The organism is Fulvivirga ulvae (assembly GCF_021389975.1).
Classification (GTDB): Bacteria; Bacteroidota; Bacteroidia; order Cytophagales; family Cyclobacteriaceae; genus Fulvivirga; species Fulvivirga ulvae.
This window is the reverse complement of record NZ_CP089981.1, coordinates 1,144,778-1,162,778: the sequence shown is the minus strand read 5'-3', so window position 1 is coordinate 1,162,778 and position 18,001 is coordinate 1,144,778. Positions and strand designations below refer to the sequence as shown.

General features: G+C 41.9%; 7 protein-coding genes, 1 tRNA gene and 1 CRISPR repeat array (1 of these 9 only partly in view). Of the genes, 4 read left to right on the top strand and 4 right to left on the bottom strand.

The genetic code is table 11. From position 1 onward, the window contains the following. A CRISPR array of direct repeats spans positions 1-1,258; the repeat unit is 30 nt; unit sequence CTTCTAATCGCACCTGAGAGGAATTGAAAT; it reaches 355 nt to the left of the window's first position. A gap of 144 nt (positions 1,259-1,402) precedes the next feature. Further along, positions 1,403-2,026 (top strand): transposase, encoded by a 624-nt coding sequence (locus LVD17_RS04815; protein ID WP_233765110.1) that lies wholly within the window; start codon positions 1,403-1,405, stop codon positions 2,024-2,026. 54 nt (positions 2,027-2,080) lie between these two features. On the opposite strand, the gene LVD17_RS04810 is transcribed toward LVD17_RS04815, so the two are convergent. Beyond that, positions 2,081-2,154 (bottom strand) — tRNA-Asp (locus LVD17_RS04810). Between the two features lie 431 nt (positions 2,155-2,585). Between LVD17_RS04810 and LVD17_RS04805 the strand changes: the two genes are divergently transcribed. Both LVD17_RS04805 and LVD17_RS04800 read left to right on the top strand, forming a co-directional pair. Then, positions 2,586-2,981, top strand: a complete 396-nt coding sequence (locus LVD17_RS04805) for a DoxX family protein (protein WP_233765108.1) — start codon at positions 2,586-2,588, stop codon at positions 2,979-2,981. Positions 2,982-3,494: 513 nt separating this feature from the next. Beyond that, positions 3,495-4,649 (top strand): M57 family metalloprotease, encoded by a 1,155-nt coding sequence (locus LVD17_RS04800; RefSeq protein WP_233765106.1) that lies wholly within the window; start codon positions 3,495-3,497, stop codon positions 4,647-4,649. 65 nt (positions 4,650-4,714) lie between these two features. Here the strand turns inward: LVD17_RS04800 and LVD17_RS04795 are convergent, their stop codons facing one another. Continuing rightward, complete coding sequence (locus LVD17_RS04795; RefSeq protein WP_233765104.1) at positions 4,715-5,059, bottom strand: DUF983 domain-containing protein; 345 nt, start codon at positions 5,057-5,059, stop codon at positions 4,715-4,717. A gap of 111 nt (positions 5,060-5,170) precedes the next feature. Between LVD17_RS04795 and LVD17_RS04790 the strand changes: the two genes are divergently transcribed. Next, positions 5,171-6,049, top strand: coding sequence for a helix-turn-helix domain-containing protein (locus LVD17_RS04790; protein WP_233765103.1), 879 nt, complete (start codon positions 5,171-5,173; stop codon positions 6,047-6,049). 16 nt (positions 6,050-6,065) lie between these two features. Here LVD17_RS04790 and LVD17_RS04785 read toward each other — a convergent pair whose 3' ends face one another. Further along, the gene (locus LVD17_RS04785; protein WP_233765102.1) at positions 6,066-8,261 is read right to left on the bottom strand and encodes a carbohydrate binding family 9 domain-containing protein; all 2,196 of its coding nucleotides are present in this window, start codon (positions 8,259-8,261) and stop codon (positions 6,066-6,068) included. Positions 8,262-8,652: 391 nt separating this feature from the next. Continuing rightward, positions 8,653-17,988, bottom strand: coding sequence for a Tc toxin subunit A-related protein (locus LVD17_RS04780; protein ID WP_233765101.1), 9,336 nt, complete (start codon positions 17,986-17,988; stop codon positions 8,653-8,655). Between the last annotated feature and the right edge of the window lie 13 nt (positions 17,989-18,001).

Here is an 18,001-nt window from a genome sequence, read left to right as displayed (position 1 = left end):
ATTGAAATAGAGATAAAGCATACATAAGAATCATTTTGACGGCACTTCTAATCGCACCTGAGAGGAATTGAAATGAGCTTACGATCAGACAATTGTGGATCGTACAAACAGCTTCTAATCGCACCTGAGAGGAATTGAAATCTACGTCTATAAGCATAACCGATGATCTGTTTAAAGCTTCTAATCGCACCTGAGAGGAATTGAAATGGAAATTGAGCCTGTTTTACGAGTAGCAGCCCGGCTTCTAATCGCACCTGAGAGGAATTGAAATGGATTTGAGCTTACTTTCCGGACACTTATTATATCGAACTTCTAATCGCACCTGAGAGGAATTGAAATGAAGGCGAAACAATGACCGCTAAGGAATATAAGGACTTCTAATCGCACCTGAGAGGAATTGAAATCCTTAAGCTTAAATTCATTGACACTTATGATTGTATCCTTCTAATCGCACCTGAGAGGAATTGAAATTGAAAAACTAATGTTTCATAAAATGAAAACAACTATTCTTCTAATCGCACCTGAGAGGAATTGAAATCATTATCATGCTATTTTATATAATATTCATAATGACTTCTAATCGCACCTGAGAGGAATTGAAATTGTGGAAAACTTTTTTTTACAGGTGTTCTGGTTTTCTTCTAATCGCACCTGAGAGGAATTGAAATAAAACGTAATCTTGCAGAGCCAGATAAGAAAATGGGTCTTCTAATCGCACCTGAGAGGAATTGAAATGGGGAACTGGGTAAACGCTTCTGTTTTTAGCTGCCTTCTAATCGCACCTGAGAGGAATTGAAATCAATACAGATGGCAGAAGCAACAACAGCGGCAGGACTTCTAATCGCACCTGAGAGGAATTGAAATGCGGATCAGGAGAGGTTGAATACTACGACAACTCATTACTTCTAATCGCACCTGAGAGGAATTGAAATCTTTTAAACGCAAACGCAATGAACAAACTCAAATCCTTCTAATCGCACCTGAGAGGAATTGAAATGCTTATAATATAGTTAGAAAGCATGAAGGGTATTACTTCTAATCGCACCTGAGAGGAATTGAAATCTGCTAATACCGAACTAATGATGTCCGATGGTACCTTCTAATCGCACCTGAGAGGAATTGAAATCAGCCAGGTATTAAAGGTACGATAGTCGCACTGCAGCTTCTAATCGCACCTGAGAGGAATTGAAATCCAGCACCCGCAACGCCACTTGTAGCCCCTGCAACGCTTCTAATCGCACCTGAGAGGAATTGAAATAAAATATCTGAGATGCTTTGCCCTTGAAAGGGGTTGACTTCTAATCGCACCTAATATTAAATTTGCTGTTAACTATATACAATTTAGCGCTAAATTAGGGAGCCCCATTTGAGAATTTGTTTAAGATAATTGCTTCAAAATCTTATGGGACAACAAACCATCCCGCTACAGCCCCAGGAAATTTACCACATCTATACCCATGCCAATGGCAGCGAAAATCTTTTTAGGGAAGACGAGAATTATCGTTATTTTCTAAGCAAGTATTCAGAATATATTCATCCTATAGCCGAGACTTTTGCTTATTGTTTGATGCCGAACCATGTGCATTTTATGATTAGGGTGAGGGATGAAGAGGAGGTTCTTGAATTCTTGAAATTGAAAAAGCCAACCCTCCAAGGGTTCGAAACCCTTGGAGGGTTTTCAATGGCAGTAAGCAAACAATTTTCACATTTGCTCAACGGCTATACTCAAGCCTACAACAAACGCTACACCCGCAAAGGCAGCCTCTTTACGCCAAACTTCAATAGAAAACCAGTGGAGAGCGACACTTATTTCACAAGCCTCATCGTCTATATACACAATAATCCTATTCACCATGGTTTTGTGACGGATGCCGAAGATTGGCCGCACAGTTCATATCATAGCTATTTACTGGAAAAACGGACTAAAATAGCCAGAGAAGAGGGACTACAATGGTTTGGAGGGAGAAAGGAGTTTGTTGAAGTGCACCGGGAACTAAAAAAGGAGGATGTTGTGTCGCTTGAATGAACACAACCCTCCAAGGGTTTCGAACCCTTGGAGGGTTGGTTTTATTTTATGCTGCGGTCTGGACGGGACTCGAACCCGCGACCTCCTGCGTGACAGGCAGGCATTCTAACCAGCTGAACTACCAGACCGTATTTATTTCCCCTATCGTTTAAGGGGCTGCAAATGTATAATTCCAAATCTTATTATGCAATACCTAATGAAAGGTATGGCATATATTTTTAATATTTTTTCACATGCTCTTGATATCCCATGTACAAGTATTAAAGAATGATTTAGATCTAATGCTTTAATAACAAAAGTTTTTCATCAAAAATTGGGTAATACCTGATTTTATCAACAGAAACAGTGTGATGGAATTACCTAGGATCAAAGGTTTTTTGTTCAATTTAACTATTAATGAAGCCACTGAGATAGTTTCTTACGTCGGTGAGCTAATGTGAGAACTATGATCTTGTGATCCCTGCCGCATCCTCCCCATACAAACGCCGTTTTTACCCCTCATAAGTTATGGTTTTACAACCCATCTTTACAATGTCAACAAAACATAAAAAACACAACTATGAAAAAGGATAAAATTATTTTCTGGATCGCGACAGGCTTTATATTTCTGTTTGAAGGTGTAATGCCCGCCCTTACTTCACAAACTGAGCTGGCAAAAGAAGGAATTGCTCACCTGGGTTACCCGGAATACTTTGGGGTAATGCTTACTGTTTTTAAAGTTCTTGGTGTATTGGCATTAGTTATTCCGTCTGTACCCAAAAGGTTAAAGGAGTGGGCGTATGCCGGTTTTGTATTTGATTTTATAGCGGCATGCGTCAGCCATTGGGTTATTGATGGCTTTGGGTTCCAAACTGTATTTCCATTGATCATTCTAGGTATTTTGATGGTTTCTTATACCTATTATCATCGCCTGGAAGGCAGAAAGGAAGTGCCTGCCAGAAGCGCACTAGCCTGAAAGCTCCATGAGCCATGAGACTGTTGCCAGTGTCTGCTGTTGTTACGCTTACCCTGCAGTGATAAAGGCTAAATACAGTCTCTGGCTCAACGCAAAGGAATGCAATAGAGTCCATGCGTACCTTCTAAGACCTGACGTTTGAAAAAAACCTGTTCACCCGGCATATTGGCTAGAAAATATTACAACAAGCCACATCCCGCAAACTTGATGATTTTTAGTAGATATCATTATCCGGGCAGCCGGCACTCTGGTCTGGTATAACGGCAATGTTTATCATTGAAAATTTTTTAACCTGTTGTCTCCAAGAAAGATATAAACCGCTATTAACAATGCCCAAGACACATTTTCGGCCTTTAAAACCGCAACATTGGGCTAAGTGGATCTAAGGGTGAAATAGATTGATCGATTAACATACCTGCGCAAGAGCCGGTCTGAAAATGACATGTTTTCCGGTACCAATATTGGCTAACTTCACCTTCGACAGAATCATAACCCAACTAAACCAAAAACATTATGAAACTAAAATTTAGCGCACTAGGCCTGTGCCTGCTGCTTTTTATTGCAGTAGGAATGACAGGCTGTAACGATGAATTCGAAGCCCGGCCTGAGGCTGACAAAACAGGAGTTGTAGATCCCAATGACCCCGTGGTCCGGCGCATTATCGATGCTGGCATAGCCATTGAAGATATTGTGGCGTATGACGATCACTATGTAGCTGAAGGTGATATCGTTTTTTATAAGGAAGAGCCACATTTTGATGGCGATGTGCACAATGGCCGCGAAGAGCAGGCGCGCTCTACCTATGTAGTAGCACCTGCTTACAGAAATATCAGAATTTATCTGGACCAGGCGTCCTTTAGTACATTGAACCTTAATGATGCCGTCAATACCGCCATTTCTGCTTTTAATGCGGTAGGTACTGAGATCCAGTTTTCAAGGGTATATTCCCAATCATCAGCTGATATCGTGGTTAAGAGGAATAATGCCATTGGAACCAATGTATGTGGTCGAGCCGGATTCCCCTTTTCAAACGGAAGACCTTTTAATAATGTTGACATCTCCGAAACTACTTTGATCAACTTTGGACTTACCAGTACGAGTCAGTTGAGGCTTTTGGTAGCTCATGAGATTGGGCATTGCATCGGTTTTCGCCATACCAACTGGCAGTCGCAGGGTGAATCTACCGCCATCCATATTCCGGGTACACCCACGTCTGACGGAGCGTCTGTTATGAATGGAAGCACCTGTGGCAACAACTGGGGCGGACTGTCTTTCTATGATAAAAAGGGCATGGAGGTTTTGTATGCTACACCCACCGTTCCTCCTCCCGGTCCGGATAAGCTACTTCCCGGGGAGCAGCTCACCAGTGGTCAGTCCATAAAATCTCCTGATAATCGCTTCACTTTTGTCATGCAAGGTGATGGCAACCTGGTGCTTTACAAGATTAATGTCCCACTGTGGTCGAGCAACACCCATGGTCTGCCTGTAACGAGGTGTATTATGCAGACTGATGGTAATCTCGTGTTATACGACAACCTGAACCGTGCCAGATGGTCATCAAATACCCATGGTAATCCGGGAGCATGGCTGGTTGCGCAAAATGATGGTAATGTAGTTATCTATCGCAATAATTCTGCTTTGTGGTCAACACAAACATGCTGCCACTAAACTGTGCTTAATGATGGAGAGCCCCATAGATATCACTTCTGTGGGGCTTTTATTTATACAAATAATCAGATAATATACATCCAGATCATACGGGCCATCCTGAAATTGAACATGCTCAATAGCAGGAGAACCGGTATCATAATATAAATGAAATGATTAAGGTTAACGCCCGGTATAAAATAGAATAAGATAAATATCGCGATCATTTCTACCAGGGTAAGCGCATAGCTTACATACATAGCTCCTATAAAATATCCGGGTTCTTTTTCAAACCTGAACCTGCAATGTGAGCAGTGTTCGTGCATTTTTGGCATTTTAAGAAGAGCCGGATTTCCCTTCGTCTCAAATACTTGTCCATTTCCACATTCAGGACATTTTCCTTTGATAATATTTACAATTGGATGGGCCATATTCATTGTGATTTTACAATACAAATGTCGCTATTTACGGATTAGTAACGGTTAGCATAATGTTGTATATATTTGTACTTTCAGGACATTATGTTATTTTAATTTATTCAAATGAAAATATTGAACATTGGCCTGTTTGAGTCAGAAAAGGTATCTGCTGATTTTTATTGCAATACTTTTAAAGATCATTTGCTCCATCACCACCAGTCCATTAGTGTCCCCCACAAGCACGATTTCTTTCTGACGGTACTTTTCACTAAAGGGTCAGGGGTACATGAAATAGATTTTGACAGTTATACCATCCTCCCGGGCAGTGTTTTTTTTCTTTATCCGGGACAGACTCACCACTGGGAGCTTTCTGAGGATATTGATGGATACATATTTTTCCATACCAGGGAGTTTTTTGAAATGGGCTTCACCGATCATTCCATTCGCAACTTTCCGTTTTTTTATTCAGTGCATAACCAGCCTGCGATTATGCTTAAGGCTGAATCCGTAAAGCACATTTTGCCTTTTTTTGAATCAGTTTATGGTGAATATATCCACAAAGGATTTTTCAGTCGACAAAAAATATCTTCGCTGCTAAATTTGATTTATATCGAGCTCAGCCGGGTTTACCTTGGTGAAAGCAAGGCTTTGACATTTAATTCGGCGGTTTATTCCTTGCAGGTCAACCGGCTGGAGCAATTGATAGAAACATATTACCGGAGTCAAAAATCTCCCGCGGCCTACGCCGATATGATGAATATTACCCCCAAACATCTTAACAGACTTACCCGCGAGACCTTAGGGAAAACGACTACCCAACTCATCACCGAACGAATACTGCTTGAGGCCAAAAGAATGCTTGTCTATGTAGGAGACCCGCTTTCTACCATTGCCGAGGCGCTGGGTTATGATGATTATGCATACTTTTCGCGTGTTTTTAAAAAGTGGACCGGATTGAGTCCATCTCAGTTTGCAGCGAAGTACAAATCTTTAAAGACATAACCAGTATGCCTGCAATTTATTTGATTAAGGTATAAGTATACTTTAATGTCAGACTCCAGCTTTCAGTTCCTGGTAATGCTGTGCCCTCAATATCCCGGTCAGCAGTATTGGTAACCTGGTTGTAAACCAGGTAAAGATCATTACCTTCCTTCTTGTTATACCGGAGGCCTGTATTGATTGCCACTTTATGGTTAACCTGGGAGTATTGCACCAATGATCTTAAGGACCACTGAGTATCCAGGGCGGCCAGTATCGTAGCGCTGGCAATGTCAGCCCTGAGCAGTTGATCTCTTTCAGCAAATTCAATCCGGTTGAAAGTATAATTCAGAGTAATTCCAAAATGTTTGGATTGGTTCCAGGCAGGTGATACTGAAAAGGAGGTTTTATCTCCATCATAAAACCGCCCCACTTCAGAGCTTAAGTTTACCTTCATTTTTTGGCCGGCGTTCATATTATAGCTGGCTTTGAATGAAGAATAGGTATAATTACCGGCAGGCACATAGCTCTCATCCGATAAACTGAAACCGTTGATTACTTCATCATAGACCCTTACTACCGAAAGAGAAAGATCAGCGCCGCTGACAAATGAAGTGAGTAATCCGGGTTCTGTTGATATGGTCTCCAAAGAATAATCATCATTTCTCAGGTAAATAGAATTGTTAATAAAAGGTTCGAATTTCCTTAGCCATTGGCCGTCAATAAAAATGCCGTAGATTACGTTTTGATTCAATGCCAGGTTATCTTTTCGAAGTATGAAACCTACTCCGGGTTCAAAATTTTTGCCTACATGTTCTGCTTCCACAAAATAACCTAGTCCCGAGACCGCCCTTCTTTCCCACCTGAGATAGGCGAGCGAATTGTCAGAGTTGTCGAGGTTATCAGAAAACACATGGCCACCTTTCAGGGTCAGGTAGTAGGGGCCTGATATGCGGAGAAAGGCATCTGCACCTGCTACCACATTATAATTGCCTTCGGAGTCCAGCCTGGAAGTGAACATGGTGCCGACGAATGAATAAGGATTAAACACCCTTTTACGGAGCCTGATCACCCCAAAGTTTTCTGAACTGATGTCAGGGGAGCTTCCTTCCGTCTGCATGGAGAGGACGGCTACATCAAAATTTTTGAACCGTCCGACCAGCCGTCCGCCGCCATAAACCCTGAGCAGGTTGCCATTTTCATCCAGGCCGATCCTGCGGCTGTGGAATATCCGGTTTTGAGAGATGGTGCTGGTAGCAAAATTAAATACCCCGGACCTTTCCTGGAAAAACTGCCTTTTTTCAGGAAAGAATAACGAAAACCGGCTGAGATTCACCTGTACATTATCAGCTTCCACCTGGGCAAAATCTGTATTCAGTGTCAAATCAAGCGTAAGGTTTGAACTTATGGCGTACTTGATATCCAGGCCGATTTCAGCATCAGTATCAGCATGGTTAATTATTCTATTTTCTGTACTGTCATGGATATTATTCTCACGTATCCTGCCCAATACATATGGGGTGAAATAAACAGGATTTTTTCGGTGGATGCCTTTGATCAATATTTTTTGCGCCCTTGAAGGTTTCCAGGGTGCCATGTTCCAGTTTGGAGGAATAGCCGGATAAGTCTGGCGCTCATTTTTTCTGCCTACCAGGCGGTGTACGATCAGGCCGAAAATTATGTCTTCATTTTTATCGTCAAAGCGCAGGCTGGAAAAGGGAATACGCATTTCGGCATACCAGCCCCGGTCGTCCTGAGTTGTGGCCACGCTCCAGAAGGTATTCCAGCTGGCATTGAATATTTTTGACTGGTCGCCTTCTGCATCATTCAGTATTTCGGCATCCAGCCGATTGCCGGAAGGCATGGTACTGAAGGTATTGAAATTTTCATTGTCATTGTAAGTGTCGAGCATTACGTTGAAAAAATCTCCACCCGGGTCACCGTCCCTGATCAAAGAATTGCCCTGGATACCTTCAGGGTCAGAGTCTAGAAAGATGCCGGAGAAATAGATGTATTCGTCATCGTAGGCCATCCGTATTTCTGTTTTTTCTGTCATTTCACCCTCATATACAGGAGTATACATGGTCATAGGAAATGGTGTGACGGAATCCCAGGCCGGTTCATCAACTATGCCATCGAGCACTACGGGTGAGTTAATCTTCGGGACTTCATAAAGGTCCTGACCTGAAATTGTAAATGAAAAGAGTAAAATTGAAAGGAGTAAAAGGTGTTTCATCTCTAATAGGCTGAGGTTTAGCGTGATAATACTATTACGAACCACAAACCTTCCAAGACCAATTACTTTGATGAATTGTTTTTAACAATTACATGAATTTTATTCATACAACGTAATGTGTCATTTCCGGGGATTACTCTAAAACATATATCTCTCCGAAACTTCCACGCAGCTTTAAAGTTTTACTTTTCAGAGTCACAAGCTATGTATTTTCAGATTATACTGCTCTCTGACAATGGAAGCCTTAAATGCTTGCACTCAAATCTTTTGATCCCTGTCTTTGAATTTGGATTTTTTAAAATGAAAAACCGGATAAAATATCAGGTGATGACTAATACAGTATCCGGAGTTCCTGGGTTTAGGTTAATTGGAATAAATAGTGGCAGCAGAATTATTTAAGAATAAACCTGACTACCAGCAACGCTTTACTTATTTCTTTATCCACATTTTTAATGATTAACTGTATGCTCTCTGCTTTGATCTCTTCATCTCTGATTGCAAAGGTTTTTGTATCTCCAATTTTCACTCCCTCTGTAAAGCTAATCTCCTCCTCATCCTGTGCCACGGCAAGATCGGAAGCTTGTAAATCAGTTGAAGCTGTTAATATCAGATCAGTGATTTTGATGTTTTTAGGATCTCGTGGCTTACCATCTTTATCCAACCTTACATAGTAGGGCAGATAATCGGTTAGTTTATTGATGGTGAGTACACGTTCTGTATCACCTTCATTAACCTGCATGGTCTTATACCATTCATTAGACAGATCATGTTTGAGGTCAATTATAGAAAATAACCCTTCTTGCTGGCCGATCTCTTCATTGTTCTTGTTGAAGTCAATTACCGATTCGAAAGCTGCTTTTTTCATCAATTCACCACCTTCACTTGAAGTGTATTTCATATGAACGATCACATCTGATATTGTATCGTAGTCGAACTGACGGAAGTTGGGAAGCTCTACCCGCCATTTGCTGATAACTCCCGCACCTTCAAAAGGCAGGTAACGCTCGTCTTTAAAGTTAAGCTCAAACATACCACTTTCGTTTTGTGCCGAACTGGCCGCTATGGCTGTTACAGGTATATTAAACGTGTTGAAGCGCTCATCTGTCTCTTCTGTTTTTTCTATGTAATCGTTTTTATCTTTCGCGATGGCACTGTTGCGGAACTTGTTTTCCAATAATCTTAATGAAGCATTCAGTCCGGTATATGGGCCTACAATACAAGGAATAGACATGGAGACTGACTTAATGCGTCGTTTATAATGTCCGGGGTAATCCATATCAAATAGTACCTCTGGCAGTGCAAACTCGCATTTACCGGTTTCCTTAAGCTGTATCAAAGCAATTGGGTTAAGGTTGCGAAGAGAAATGTGCTTGGTTACTTCATAATCGTACCCTTTTTGCTCCTGGTAGGCAGCTTCCAGCTGTTTTAATCCTACATACAGTTTTTCTCCAGCCAATAATCCGTCCCGACCTGCTTCCCAATATCCGGGTTGTATGAAATCTGAATTTGTGAGGCCTCTTTCAAAGCGGAATACTTTCTCAGCTTTTTTACCAAGCTCGTAAGCCAGGCTGTAAACCTGATAGTAAAGTGTGCGCAGGCTGCCTTTCATCCAGGTGTACAGTTCGTCATTGGTGTATTTGTTTTTAATAAATTCCTCGATTTCCTGGTTATGATCTATCAGCTTTTGCTGATTAAGTATCTCTTTCCTGGCGATGTCAATTCTAATTTGTTGAGATAGCATTTGCTTGTCTATTTGCTTGATCTCAAGTCCGGCAGCATTGGCTTGCATAATTCTGTCCTGTAATGACCTCAGGAAGCCACTCTTTTTAGTTGCTTTGGCAGACTGAAAGGACAGATCAGATACTCCGGAGGTTATAAATTTGGCATAGGCTTGTGCCGCGGCTCCCAGGTTGGAGCCTCCAAAACTTACCCCGGCTCCAATACCAATAGGTTTTGCATCAACAGAAAACGATGGAATAATGTGGAGTATACTGGCAATTTTTTCTGGAAGCTCTGCTTCTTTTTGCTTGCTATTGGCTTCCGACGCTTTGTCCATATCCTCTTTTTCGTATTTGATAAGCTTAAGACCGCTTTCATCTACGGGTTTTTCAATGGTATTGGCAAGTTCTGTAAAATCAGTTTCAAAACCCGGCACTTTGGCTACGTCTTCGCCTATCAACTGTAGGTAGTAGCGCATGCGGTGCTCGGGAGATTTCCTGTTTTGTCCTAAGCTTTCCAGTGCTTTCTCAGATTCTTCAAGCTGTTTCTTTTTGATTTCCATGATCATATTCTGCATGGTGCTTTCGTGCTTGGCTCTGATGAGAGAAAGCATTTCGCCTTCTTTTTTCTCCAGACTGGATAACATGGCACCACCAAGGCCTTTTAACTCACCGCACAGTTCAAGCGACTTTTGCAGTAAGTAGTAAAATCTATAATTGGGCATTGGAGTGTTCAGGTCGTTGAGTACTGATGCTATGCTCAGGCCTTGTGCAGCAGCTTTTACCAACAATGCTGGATCAATGGGTGGTTCAAATAATGGTAGATTACGGAAAACACCTTCAATATTCAGACAGTGGCGTATTTTGTACAACCTGTCTTCAATAATGTCCCAGTATCCTATAAGTTTTGGGTTGTTGGGTATACAGAAATAAAGTGTAGATGCAAAACCAAAAATATTGGCAAACCCAACCACACCATTGTCAATGCCCACGGGTAGAGTAGTCTGATTACTAAATGGCAAGGCTATTTCCAGCTCTACCATGGCGTTTGAAAACGCATCCCATTTGCCTAAAAGCGAATTATAGGTCTGAGGTTTGATCTTGCCACGTTTCGGGATCATTTGTGGTCTTTTTCCTAAGATATGATACCCCAGAACATACAATTGTGTGGCCTGATTGATGGTTTCAATGGTATCCTGACGAAATAAATAGTCGCCCCATTGCACCAGATTGTCGATATACTTCATCACTACCCATTTCATATAGGCTACAGGGCGGCTTCTTGCTACCAGGTGGGGTTTGAAGGGGTCGTTTCTCCATTCCGTAATCGCCTGGTCGGCAGTGTTGGGTTTCAGGTTGCTGAAGATCTGATCGAGTATATCCTGGGTGTTGATTTCCTTAAAAGGACTGAACTGCCAAAACCGTTTGTCATCACTTCCCTTGGCCATCGGGTTAAATACATAATGATACCATTTCATGGCTTCTTCGTAGTGCTGTGCCTTGCTTAATGCATCAGCGAGCATTAACGGGGTGTGGAAAAACAGCTCCCAGTTGTATAGTGAATATGGCCTTTTTAATTCGTGGTAGGTGCCGTTGTTACCACCGTAGGCTTTTTGCTTATCTATAACAGGGTTTAAATTATAATTGAAAAATCCCTGAAGCTGCCCTTTATTAAGATAAGTAAACAGTTTTTTGGTGAATGCGTGATACAGGTCGTAATACTGAGCCATGCTGAATGAATTGGTTAAGCTCACAGCAGGATCAATACCAAAGTAGGTTAGTTGCGAGCCACTGACTTGCATCGAATATAAAGTCGATGTAGTATAGTGAAAATCTATGGGCAGAGCAGGTAAGCTGCCCGGAAGGCTTGTTGCCAATGGTACAGTAATTTTATCACCATCGAAATTGAAGGTATTTACCCGGTTTTTATTTACACCATATACCCCAATTTCAATATAGTCGGTCTGACTTTTAGACACAAAGCTGTACTTTCTTAAATCAGGCGAAAACTTTTGTGTTTCTTTAATAGTGGTGCTTCCGGTGGTTTGTGATTTAGTAGTTGTGCCAAAGTCATAAACCGCATTTTTGGAGAGCTTTTTTTGTGTCCATTTGTTGTTTTTTAATTCACTCATGCCCAGTTTGATCTCCAAAAACTCAGAAGTAGCCCCTTCGCTCATAGGATATTTGGATAACTCTTCGGGAGTTAATTGCCTTTCTGACTCCGAGCCGATCTTGATCGTCCTGTTAACAGGCTCGGTTTTCTTGATAATCTGAGGAAAGAATATTATGAGCCGGCCGTTCCATACCACAGGTATCAGATAACAACCATTGCCTATAATTTTATTTTCTGAATCTTCTACGTCATATGACGGGATGTCCATGTCAACCTTTGTCCATGGGTACCAGTTCATCTGATCCAGTGCAAGGTATCGATAGTAAAATAAATAGGGAGCATTGCGAGTACGGCTAAATATGTGAAGCTTGCTTTCCTCCATCCACTGGCCATCAGGATTTTTAGTACCATCAATATATAGCCCAACGACTTCCATATTGGCGACTTCATCCACTTTAAAGAGATAAGATTTTAAGGCATTTTCAACATTTTCCTTGTTGATGTCATTTTGAAGCAGTTCGCCTTCAAGCTCTTTAAAGAATGGAGATTTGTCATCACGGAGGTTGCTTTCTATCCAGTTTTCAGGGTACAAAAATACTTTTCGGTTAGCTTCCCATACACGATAACGTTGCATCCATTCCCATCTGTCTCTATCTAATATATCGGGGGTAATGCCATTGTGCTCTTCTTCCAGCCCCAAAAAGCATCTTTGAATAAACAGCTGGGTAGATGAAAGTGCCTGTTTGATCCTTGAGGTCTCCATACAGGCGTCCATCTGAACATCTATCAGGAAATACTCAAAGAGGCCATCAGCATCTTCTACTCCCCAGGCTATGAGCTCAGGCTGCTGTAGCAGATAAGCAATAAGGGCCGATTGCTGATGATTTCTGATGGTATCATTAAGCGGCTTAACTACCTGCTCCCAATCTTCCTGGCGATATTTAGCGCGTAGTGAGTGTTGTATGCTGTCTGCTATCTTGCGGCATTTTTTGAAGTTGGAGGTAGGCTTAGCCCAGTCAAACAGCAGGTCAATGTCCATTCCAATCTTATCTGCTACTTCAAGTGCTTTTTGAAGTTTCAGGAGATTGATTTCATTATAAAAGGCGTCAGGATTATCAATCTCAAAATGATCTTCCGCAATCAGCTTTTCGATCGATGATTTCTTCCAGGTGGTCAATTCCTCAATCTTTGAGCTCAGCAGTGTTGCGTCCTCAGGGAAATGTGCCCACTTGAAAAAGTCGATCAGCGTGGTTTCGGTTTCTGGCAATGAATTTCGGAGTCGGACATAAGCCTCCAGTCGCAGCCATTGCTTCAAAGTCAGGCTGTTAAAATCCAGCCCGTCAAAATCTGCTTTGTTTTCGTCGAGATAACTGAATTCTTCGGCTTCAACCTCGAAAACGGAAGCTATTATAGCGGCTTTTTGCAGTTTGATATAAGCTTCTTTGCAGTAAGAAGTCGTGAAGTCGGGAAGTAGCATTGCAGGCGGAATATTCTCAATAGCTGAGGTAGGGGTTTTCCAGTATACATGCTTCAGGTCCAGTCCTGTTACCTGTAGCTTATAAAGCTTACCGGCCTGCAGTTTTACGGCATCTCCCCACCACTCATTGGTCGGGTCTTCCTGCTGGGTAAATGATATGGAAGCGCCATCTATGGATACGCCGGGGCTGTCATCACTTTCTTTTATTATTATGGTGAAGTTATCAGATTTGGAAGGGATGAGATAACCAGACCAATTATTGTCTGCGGGTTTTGAACTTTCTTTAATGGCTTCAAAGATGTTGTAGATCGGAGCAGCTGGCGTGCCCGAAGTGAGTACATCAGATACAAGTACATTGGTAACATCTGGTTTTAAGCCACTTGACTGAGACAAGGTCTCTATTACGAAAAGGTGTGTGAGCTTAGCCCGCAGATAGGGAAGGAAAATTTTCATGAAAGCCCGGCTCTTTTCAGGTGCAGTACCCGGATCTTCCTGGCCGTCGGGGATCTGCTCCAGCGGTATCATTATATCACCTGATTTCAAAATGGCTTCAGCCTCTTCAACTATGATTTTATATTCGGGTGATTTTTGTTTTTCTTCTTCAAATACGCCTCCCAGGGCTTCTTTGAACAGTTTGTCTTGCTGTTTTTCAATTCTGGCCAGCGATTTGGCCCATTCAGGATCGTTGCTCAGCGCCTGATAGTCTGTCTTTTCAGCCAGGGTTAATATGCCGGTAACTTGTATTCTTCCCCCTTCTGCATCATAAACCAGTTTATTTTTGAGCGATTTGCTGTCGTCAATGGTGAAAACCAGGTTTTTCGGAGCATTTGTAGTGAATACATTTGTGCCCTCTATAATGCCGGCTATTTGTTCTACTATTGTCTGAGGGAAAAGCAATATAGATTTTGCACGTACAATATCGGTGGTGACCTCTTCGTCATCCATCATATCGGGGTGTGCAGTGTCAATGCCATTGAGGCCGTCATAAAGCGTTTTGGCCAATTGCAATATGACTTTATCCGAAGGGGTGAGAGGTTTTTGCGGATCGTCATATCCCCTGATAATATAGTTAAGCTGACGATAGTTAAACCCGGCATTTTCCATTTTCTCCCATCGATTTGTAAATGTGAGGGTGCCATGTGCACTTTTGAATGGATTGCCAAACAAAGGGGTAATACTGATGAAGTAAGGAATCTTTAGACCGATGGCTTTTGAAAGCAGACGGTAACGATAAATGAGAGACAGGTTAGATAAAGTGAGGGAATCCTGTATCTGTTCGGCTTCCATGATCTCATTTAAATCATCTGCGGATAAGTTGAAAGCGGCCATGATCACGGGCACATGATCAGATATTTTGGCATTCTTAGTGAGATAATTACCATTTTTATCCGCCAGAAATACTTTGTCAATTCCCAAAATGTTATGGGATAGAAACAGGCGTTTGTAAAGCGACTTCTCACCTGAAATGCTGATATCAGTCCAAAAAGTGAGCAGCTTGATCAGCTCAAGGCCGGTGATATCCAGTAGTTTCTTAACTGCTACCAATTGGTGCAGAAATTTGGGTGTTATTTCGCAATGAACAGGATCGGCTATTTCAAAATCGTCGCACCCACAGTCTTCATTATCACTCTCACAATCACTGCATCCGTCTGATTCTTCAAATATATCATCACATCCATTGTTACAGTCATCATTGTCCGGCATGAGGTCATCAGGGCATGTGGTTTTTTCTTTGCCCAGGCCTAAAAGTGCTTTGTCTACCTCATCAATAGTCCACCCGAGTTTTATCCATAATCTGATAAACCTGTGGATGTGATCATATTCTTCAGAGGTGACGGCACTTCCGTCCAGATGTATCAGCCTTACGGTATCCAGGTCGCAGGAGTCAGCCTGACTCACGGCAAATGGCAGGTTTCTGTTTTCGCTTACGAGATATAGCTTGCCATTGACTTCCAGGATCTTCCCTTTTTCTCCTTTACTGCTTACAAACTTTATTAATTGCCATCCGCTGGCATCGGCATCAGGATCTGTTAAGGTGATCTCACCGGTATATTTATCAATATGGCCAATTACTTTTTCTTCACCGGTTTCTTCATCAATGAAGATTATCTGACAGTTTCTTATCTGGGCCAATACAAGTTCATATGTGTTGTCAGAGCCATTGTATTCATAAATGAATTTACCATCGATGCAGGGTGCTCCGTTTTCAAGCACTATTATTTTACCAACCTTTTCAAAGTAGCAGTACACCCATTTTTCAAAGTCCTTGTCATCATTACAGAAATCAGGTTTTTCTCCACATGGGTCAGGGTTAATTACGGCCTCCAATAAAGGAATGAGTGGCTGGTATTTATTCAGAAAATCAATCAGTTTTTTATATCTGGCCTTTGGTGTGGAACTGCTGTTATCCACCAAAGACTGGAGAAACCGATAACTGAAACCGATACTTTCCATTATGGTGAGTGCTTTACCCGTGGGTACATTAGGGTTGAGACATCGGGTTTTCAGCAGCTCGACGAGGTCAGTATATTTTATGCCGGTGCGTCGAAGAAATTGATCTTTTACAAAGGTGAGCCCTTGCTTAAGTCCTTCATCGGCATTAAGCATTTCTGCCTCAGTGCCATATCCGTAATATTCATGAACGGCCTTTGCCCCTATTTTAGTAAGATACTCATCTGCGGTATGTACTTTTTTACATTGTTTGTCCCAGTATTCTTTCGATATAAAGGCTTCCTTGGTTAATATGACATACTCCTCCTGGGTTATACCAAGAAACTCAGCATCAACGGCCCTGTCGATATAGTCCGTATGCAATTTGTCAAGCTCTTCTTTTTCATCATTGGTAAAAACCGGTGCCTCTTCTTCAGCATTCTCTTCATCAGAAACCAGCGGTGCTTTTTCTTTTCTGGGAGACCTGAAGGTATCGATTAACTCATGACGGCTGGTTTCGAGATAGTCGAGATACACCCGGGCAACATCAATAGGTTGGTGGTAGGGGAGCGAGAAGGGGTAAACCGCTTTGTGAAGTATGCAGTATGCCTCATATTCGGTATGTTGAGGTTGAGCTAAAAGTTCACCGCTTGTTTCGTTTTCAGTAACATTAAAAGGTTTGGTATGATGGTAAACCAGGTAGTTTTCCAGTATTTCGTTTACCAGGTCAATATAGGGCAGTATAGTATTGGTGTTTTTGCAGGTAAGCTGGAGGCAACCCAGGTCAGGTCTGCGGTTAAACAGCTTTTCCAAAGGGGTATTGGATATATCTTTTGGGTCGGGTTTGATAGCCACTGGCCCTGATGCGTTTGCATCGATATTGTTATTGCGTAAATATTGAAGCAGATCTACAAAATAGGCAGCTGCACTGTAAACAGAATTGCATTCACCGCATTCGCAGAAGTCGGCATCACCAAATAGCATATCCCAGCTCAGGTTGTGCTTCTGCAGTTCATTATACACAGTACTTTCAGCGTAATTGGCGTCTTTATTAATAGACATTGCCATCATTGTCATATCGGCTGAATTATTGGGAGCTGAAATGTTTAACGATTTGTCTATAAAATCAACTCCGGTGCCTTGTCCGACTTCCTTCATGGCAATGAGTGCCTGTTCATTACGAATTCGGGCATTTACAGCATTGTTATGAAGTTGTCTGGCTACAACATCCCCACTTTCGCCAAATTTTTGAGAAAAGGTTTTTACAAATTGTTCTTCAGGCATCTCGCTGATCCTGTATGCAGATGTCATTCGGGTTTCTAACAATACAGGCATTACCTCCGGTGCCGGACTGATGGCAGCCACGCGTTGTAAGTCCTTAAGGCCCGAAACCACATCTGCACGAGAGCTGTCAGGAATGTTGTCAAATGCATTCTCCTTTTTAAAAGCCTCATAAACTGAAGTGTTTCGTATATTAAAATCATCAGGTTGATTGGCCAGAAAAGTAGCCATGTTGCCACTCAGGGTCTTGTTGGGAACAGGTGTTTCTTTGGGGTCAGCGAGCATTCGGGCAATAGTTACTGTCGGCTCAAGGTGAAATAGCCGAGTGTGTATCTCTTTGGCTATTACCTCAGGGGTTTGCTCTTCAGTTTCTATTTTGGCAGCTTTAATTTTTTTTGCAAGATCTTCTTTGCCATAATTTTTGGCTATATCCCTCAGAGTATTTGTCTTGGAATCTTTTCTGAATATTTCAATAATTTTCTCATTGTCATGGGTGATTTCAGCCAGATTGTAAGTGAATTTTAACTTGGCAATAATCTCCGGCTTAAAATCTTCCTCCGATTCCAGGTCTTCAATTATTGCGTCCCAGTTGCCATTTCTTTCAGTATAGATGGTATCGAACTTTTCTTTAATGGCCTTGCTTTTACCAAGTTCTACATGTAGCAGGTTAAGGCGGGAGGATATATCTTGGTTGGTTGTGGTTTTCATTTTTGTAATGGTT

Excerpts from the sequence above, each read along its gene's own strand:
- LVD17_RS04815 (WP_233765110.1), top strand. The coding sequence starts at position 1,403 with ATGGGACAACAAACCATCCCGCTACAGCCCCAGGAAATTTACCACATC.
- LVD17_RS04805 (WP_233765108.1), top strand. The coding sequence starts at position 2,586 with ATGAAAAAGGATAAAATTATTTTCTGGATCGCGACAGGCTTTATATTT.
- LVD17_RS04800 (WP_233765106.1), top strand. The coding sequence starts at position 3,495 with ATGAAACTAAAATTTAGCGCACTAGGCCTGTGCCTGCTGCTTTTTATT.
- LVD17_RS04795 (WP_233765104.1), bottom strand. The coding sequence starts at position 5,059 with ATGGCCCATCCAATTGTAAATATTATCAAAGGAAAATGTCCTGAATGT.
- LVD17_RS04790 (WP_233765103.1), top strand. The coding sequence starts at position 5,171 with ATGAAAATATTGAACATTGGCCTGTTTGAGTCAGAAAAGGTATCTGCT.
- LVD17_RS04785 (WP_233765102.1), bottom strand. The coding sequence starts at position 8,261 with ATGAAACACCTTTTACTCCTTTCAATTTTACTCTTTTCATTTACAATT.
- LVD17_RS04780 (WP_233765101.1), bottom strand. The coding sequence starts at position 17,988 with ATGAAAACCACAACCAACCAAGATATATCCTCCCGCCTTAACCTGCTA.